At 73.5% G+C, this 5,906-nt stretch carries 5 protein-coding genes and 1 pseudogene; 4 read left to right on the top strand and 2 right to left on the bottom strand.

The genetic code is table 11. The annotated features are described in order from the left end of the window. Positions 1-258 (bottom strand): FAD-dependent oxidoreductase (locus IH13_RS0119820; protein ID WP_031086278.1); only part of this gene is annotated, 258 nt, incomplete at its 3' end. A gap of 122 nt (positions 259-380) precedes the next feature. Between IH13_RS0119820 and IH13_RS0119825 the strand changes: the two genes are divergently transcribed. Beyond that, positions 381-1,763: an FAD-dependent oxidoreductase gene (locus IH13_RS0119825; RefSeq protein WP_031086280.1), complete on the top strand. Its 1,383-nt coding sequence runs from the start codon at positions 381-383 to the stop codon at positions 1,761-1,763. A 67-nt stretch (positions 1,764-1,830) separates the two neighbouring features. On the opposite strand, the gene hemE is transcribed toward IH13_RS0119825, so the two are convergent. Further along, the gene (gene hemE, locus IH13_RS0119830; RefSeq protein ID WP_031086281.1) at positions 1,831-2,901 is read right to left on the bottom strand and encodes a uroporphyrinogen decarboxylase; all 1,071 of its coding nucleotides are present in this window, start codon (positions 2,899-2,901) and stop codon (positions 1,831-1,833) included. Positions 2,902-2,991: 90 nt separating this feature from the next. Here hemE and IH13_RS0119835 point away from each other — a divergent pair, with 90 nt between their 5' ends. The 3 genes and pseudogenes from IH13_RS0119835 (at position 2,992) to IH13_RS37940 (ending at position 5,867) form a co-directional block, all read left to right on the top strand. Continuing rightward, complete coding sequence (locus tag IH13_RS0119835; RefSeq protein ID WP_031086284.1) at positions 2,992-3,651, top strand: DUF3000 domain-containing protein; 660 nt, start codon at positions 2,992-2,994, stop codon at positions 3,649-3,651. Between the two features lie 218 nt (positions 3,652-3,869). Then, the gene (locus IH13_RS0119840; protein ID WP_031086286.1) at positions 3,870-4,532 is read left to right on the top strand and encodes a helix-turn-helix transcriptional regulator; all 663 of its coding nucleotides are present in this window, start codon (positions 3,870-3,872) and stop codon (positions 4,530-4,532) included. Positions 4,533-4,647: 115 nt separating this feature from the next. Continuing rightward, positions 4,648-5,867 (top strand): annotated as a pseudogene (locus tag IH13_RS37940) (HRDC domain-containing protein). Positions 5,868-5,906 lie beyond the last annotated feature (39 nt).

The following is a 5,906-nucleotide window of genomic DNA, read 5'->3' on the forward strand; positions in this document are numbered from 1 at the left end:
ATCGCCGAGGCCGGCGGCGGTGGCCAGCTCGACCGCTTCGGGCCGGCGCGCGAGCATCGACTCGGCCCCGAGGTCCACCTGTACGCCCGCGACCTCTCCGGTCATCAGCTTGCCGCCGAGCCGCTCGGTCGCCTCCAGGACGGTGACCCGCAGTCCGGTGGCGAGGAGCCGGTGGGCCGCGGCGAGACCGGCGATGCCGCCGCCGATGACGACGACGTGCCCCCTGCCCGAGGTGTCGTGCTGAAGAGAACGCTGCATGGGTCCACTCTCTCAAACCCCCGACGGGCCCCGGACACGGCCGCTCGGGCCGGGGCGGGGCGCCGCCGGCCCCCCGCGCGCCGTAGCGTGGGCTCCCTGGTACGTCGACGAAGGGAGCCGGCATGGCGGCGGAGCGACTGGTGGTCATCGGGGGCGACGCGGCGGGCATGTCCGCCGCGTCGCAGGTCCGCAGGCTCAGGGGGCCCGACGAACTGAGCATCGTCGCCTTCGAACGCGGCCACTTCACCTCCTACTCCGCCTGCGGTGTCCCCTACTGGGTCGGCGGGGACGTCGAGGGCCCGGACGCCCTGGTCGCCCGTACGCCCGAGGAGCACCGGGAACGGTCCATCGACCTGCGCATGCGCACCGAGGTGACGGAGATCGACGTCGCCGGGCAGCGGGTGCGGGCCCTGGACCGGGAGAGCGGCGAGACGTACTGGACGGACTTCGACAAGCTCGTGATCGCCACGGGGGCCCGTCCGGTCCGCCCGGAGCTGCCGGGCATCGACGCCCCCGGGGTGCACGGGGTGCAGACCCTGGACGACGGCCAGGCCCTCCTGGAGACGCTGGAGCGGACCACGGGCCGGCGGGCGGTCGTGGTCGGCGCGGGCTACATCGGCGTCGAGATGGCGGAGGCCATGCTCAGGCGCGGTTACGAGGTGACGGTCCTCAACCGGGGTGCGCAGCCCATGGCCACGCTCGACCCCGACATGGGGCGCCTGGTCCACGAGGCGATGGACGGTCTGGGCATCACCACGGTCAACGGGGCCGCGGTCACCCGGATCCTCACCGGCGACGACGGCCGGGTCTCGGCGGTCGCCACGGACGACGCCACCTATCCGGCGGACGTCGTGGTGCTCGGCATCGGCGTCGAGCCGGAGACCGGCCTGGCCCGCGCCGCCGGCCTGCCGACCGGCCCGAACGGCGGGCTGCTGACCGACCTGACGCAGCGGGTGCGGGGCCACCAGGACATCTGGGCGGGCGGCGACTGCGTCGAGGTCCTGGACCTGGTGGCCGGCCGCACCCGCCACATCGCGCTGGGCACCCACGCCAACAAGCACGGCCAGGTCATCGGGTCGAACGTCGGCGGCGGCTACGGCACGTTCCCGGGGGTCGTGGGGACGGCGGTGAGCAAGGTCTGCGACCTGGAGATCGGCCGCACCGGTCTGCGCGAGAAGGACGCGGCGGCGGTGGGACTGCGGTACGTCACGGCGACGATCGAGTCGACCGGGCGAGCCGGCTACTACCCGGGGGCCCGGGCGATGACGGTGAAGATGATCGCCGAGTACCGCACCGGGCGGCTCCTGGGCGTGCAGATCGTGGGCCGCGAGGGGGCGGCGAAGCGGGTCGACGTGGCCGCCGTGGCACTGACCGCGGGGATGACGGTGGAGGCCATGACGGCGCTCGACCTCGGCTACGCCCCGCCGTTCTCCCCGGTCTGGGACCCGGTCCTGGTGGCGGCGCGCAAGACGGTGACGGCGGTACGGCAGGCGGGCAGCGCCTGACGGACGGCGATTTCCAGCCGAAATTCGGGGGCCCGGACCGCACGTCGGCGGCCCGGGCCCTCGGCGCTCAGTGCGCGGTCTGCTCGTGGACGTACTCCACCAGGCGCGTCAGCGCGTCGGCGTCGGTCGTCGGCATGACGCCGTGTCCCAGGTTGAAGATGTGGCCCTCCAGGCCGGCGGCGGCGTCGAGCACCTCCCGGGCCTTCTCCTCCACCGTCGCGGTCGGCGCGAAGAGCACCGCCGGGTCGAGGTTGCCCTGGAGCGCCTTGCCGGGGCCGACCCGGCGCGCGCCCTCGTCCATGGGCACCCGCCAGTCCACGCCGACGACGTCCGCACCGGCCTCGCCCATCAGCCCCAGCAGTTCGCCGGTGCCCACGCCGAAGTGGATGCGCGGGACGCCGTACCCGGCGACCGCGTCGAACACCTTCGCCGAGGCGGGCAGCACGGAGCGCCGGTAGTCGGCGGGGGCCAGGGCGCCCACCCAGGAGTCGAAGAGCTGGACCGCCGATGCGCCGGCCTCGATCTGGACCTTGAGGAACGCCGAGGTGATCTCCGAGAGGCGGTCGAGCAGATCGGCCCAGAGCTCGGGGTCTCCGTACATCATCGCCTTGGTGCGCTCGTGGTTGCGGGACGGGCCGCCCTCCACGAGGTAGCTGGCGAGGGTGAACGGCGCCCCGGCGAAACCGATCAGCGGCGTCGCGCCCAGCTCGGCGGTGAGGATGCCGATCGCCTCGGTGACGTAGGAGACGTCCTCGGGCGTGAGGTCGCGCAGCCGGGCCAGATCGGCGCGGGTGCGGACGGGCTCGGCGATCACCGGCCCGATGCCCGGCTTGATGTCGAGGTCGATGCCGATGGCCTTGAGCGGCACGACGATGTCGCTGAAGTAGATCGCGGCGTCGACCTTGTGCCGGCGCACGGGCTGCAGCGTGATCTCGGCGACCAGCTCCGGCATCATGCAGGAGTCGAGCATCGCGATGCCCTCGCGCACCTTGAGGTACTCGGGCAACGAGCGCCCGGCCTGGCGCATGAACCACACGGGGGTGTGCGGCACGGGTTCACGCCTGCACGCCTTGAGGAAGGCCGACTCATGGGTGGCGGATGTCGTCTGCAGCCCCGAGGGGCCGTGGTTGGCACTCACACCTGGAATCTTCGCATGGAGCGGCATGGAGCCGGCCCGGCCGGGTGTCCTTCCCTGCGCGACGCCCCCGTTCCGCCTACTCTTCCCCGCATGGCTCCGGCTCAGGGACAATTCTCCGAACATTCCGAAGGCGCCGACACCGAGGGGAGCGGGGAGGGCGAACTGGTTCCGCCCGCGTTCCGGTCGGCGGTCGAAGGGCTGCGCTCGGCGCAGCTGCGCCCCGAACTGGAGGTCGAACCGACACGGCCGCCCCAGCGGCTCGCGCCCCACGCGTACGCCCTGGAGGCCGCGGTCGTGGACGGGGACGAGGATCTCGCCGACGGGCGCCTGGTCCTCCTGCACGACCCGTCCGGACACGACGCCTGGCAGGGCACGTTCCGTCTGGTGACCCTGGTCCGGGCCGAGCTGGAACCGGAGATGGCCACCGACCCGCTGCTGCCCGAGGTCTGCTGGACCTGGCTGACGGGCGCCCTGGACGCCCGGGGCCTGTCGTACGGGGAGGCCGGGGGCACCGTGACCCGCGCCGGCTCGCACTACTTCGGCGCGCTGTCCGCGCGCCGGCCCGCGACCCAGATCGAGATCCGCGCCTCCTGGACTCCGCGCGAGGGCCGCGGCGGCGTGCCCGACATGGCGGCGCACCTGGCCGCCTGGGGGGACCTGCTCTGCCAGCTGGCCGGCCTGCCGCCGTCGGAGTCGGCCGACGCGGCGGTGGTGACGCTGCCCCAGCGGCGGGGGCCCCAGGCCCCGTAACGGTGCGTCACATTCGGGAGGGCCGGTCGCACAGGCACCGGCTCTCTTTTCGTACAATCGATCGCCCGTCCGATTTGCCCGAATTGTTACTCACCAAATCGTGATCTTCCCCTAAAGGAGCACGGCACTGCTGCCGAAGAGGTCAATGACCCTTCAAGCACGGTTCGCCCCGGCTTCACCCCCGAGCCGGCCCGTCCCGCCACTTCCCAGGAGGCCTGGTGTCCGTTCTCCTCGAGCAGCCCGCAAGCCTGGTCGCCTACCGCCCGAACAAGCCGACGGCCATGGTCGTCGTGGCCGACCCGCGCGTCCGTTCCACCGTCACCCGCCATCTGTGGGCGCTCGGGGTACGTGACGTCATCGAGGCGTCGTCCATCGCGGAGGCCCGTCCCCGCGTCGGCAACCCGCGCGACATCTGCGTTGCCGACGTCCACCTGCCCGACGGTTCCGGGCTGACCCTGCTGTCCGAGACCCGAGCCGCCGGCTGGCCGAACGGCCTCGCCCTGTCCGCCGCCGATGACATCGGCGCGGTGCGCAACGCCCTCGCGGGCGGAGTGAAGGGCTATGTCGTCACCGGCACCCGGACCAACATCGGCCACCCCGGCCGTCTGGGCATGGCGCCCATCGGCGCCAACGCCGCCCGTATGCACCGCAGGCCTCCCGGGTCCCCGAGCCACCCGGGCGGCTACCGCGAACTGTCCGGCCGTGAGGTGGAGGTGCTCCGCCTGGTCGCCGAAGGCCAGTCCAACAAGGCCATCGGCGTCTCGATGGGCCTCTCCGCACTCACCGTCAAGAGCCACCTCGCCCGCATCGCCCGCAAGCTCGGCACCGGGGACCGCGCCGGAATGGTCGCCGTCGCCCTGCGCACGGGCATCATCCACTGACCCCACGACCGCCAGGCACCCGCGCCGGCACACACCCGGCCGGTTCACGTGCACGGCGCACGTCGACGGAACGTTCCGTCGACGTGCGCCGTGCATACACAGATACCCTTGGCATGTGACCGACGCCCAAGAGACCGCAGCAGACACATCACTGCGAACCACCGGGGGCGCTCCCCCGGACGACGTCGCCCCGGCGCCGATCCCCTTGCTCGAACCGCGCGAGGGCATCCCCCCGGTGGTGGCGACCGACGACGCGCTGGCCGGGGTCGTCGCGGCGTTCGCCGCGGGGACCGGCCCCGTCGCCGTCGACGCCGAGCGGGCCTCCGGCTACCGCTACGGGCAGCGCGCCTACCTCGTGCAGCTGCGCCGGGAAGGTGCCGGGAGCGCGCTGATCGACCCGGTGGGCTGCCCGGACCTGTCCTCCCTGGGCGCGGCCCTGACCGGTACCGAGTGGATCCTGCACGCCGCGACCCAGGACCTGCCGTGCCTGCGCGACATAGGCATGGCCCCCACTTCGCTCTTCGACACGGAACTCGCCGGGCGGCTGGCCGGATTTCCGCGCGTCGGCCTCGGCGCGATCGTCGAGAACCTCCTGGGGTACGCCCTGGAGAAGGGCCACTCCGCGGTCGACTGGTCCACCCGTCCGCTGCCCGAGCCGTGGCTGCGCTACGCCGCGCTCGACGTCGAGCTGCTGGTGGACCTGCGGGACGCCCTGGAGGCGGAGCTGGAGCGGCAGGGCAAGCTGGAGTGGGCCCTGGAGGAGTTCGAGGCCATCGCCTCCGCGCCCCCGGCTCCCCCGCGCAAGGACCCGTGGCGCCGGACCTCCGGCATGCACAAGGTCCGCCGGCGCCGTCAGATCGCCGTCGTACGCGAGCTGTGGACGGCCCGGGACCAGGTCGCGCAGCGCCGGGACATCTCGCCCGGCAAGGTGCTCGGCGACGCCGCGATCATCGAGGCGGCCCTGGCCATGCCGGTCAACGTGCACGCCCTGACCGCGCTGCCCGGCTTCGGCCACCGCATGGGACGCCGCCAGCTGGAACAGTGGCAGGCGGCCGTCGACCGGGCCCGCCGCCGCGCGCCTGGGCCGACAAGGACCCGGCCGCCGCGGCCCGTCTCTCGGCGGCCCGCGCCGCGGTCTCGGCGCTCGCCGAGCAACTGCACATGCCGCAGGAGAACCTCATCACCCCGGACACCGTGCGCCGGGTCTGCTGGGAGCCGCCGAAGGCGCTGACACCGGCGTCGGTCGAGACCGCCCTCGCCGGGTACGGCGCCCGCCGCTGGCAGATCGAACAGGTCGGCCCGCTGCTGCTGCACGCACTGGCGACCGGGGCCTGAGCGGTCCCCGGGTGTGCGGGAGGGCCGGGCCGCGCGGCC

It is taken from the genome of Streptomyces sp. NRRL WC-3549, from assembly GCF_000721935.1.
Classification (GTDB): domain Bacteria; phylum Actinomycetota; class Actinomycetes; order Streptomycetales; family Streptomycetaceae; genus Streptomyces.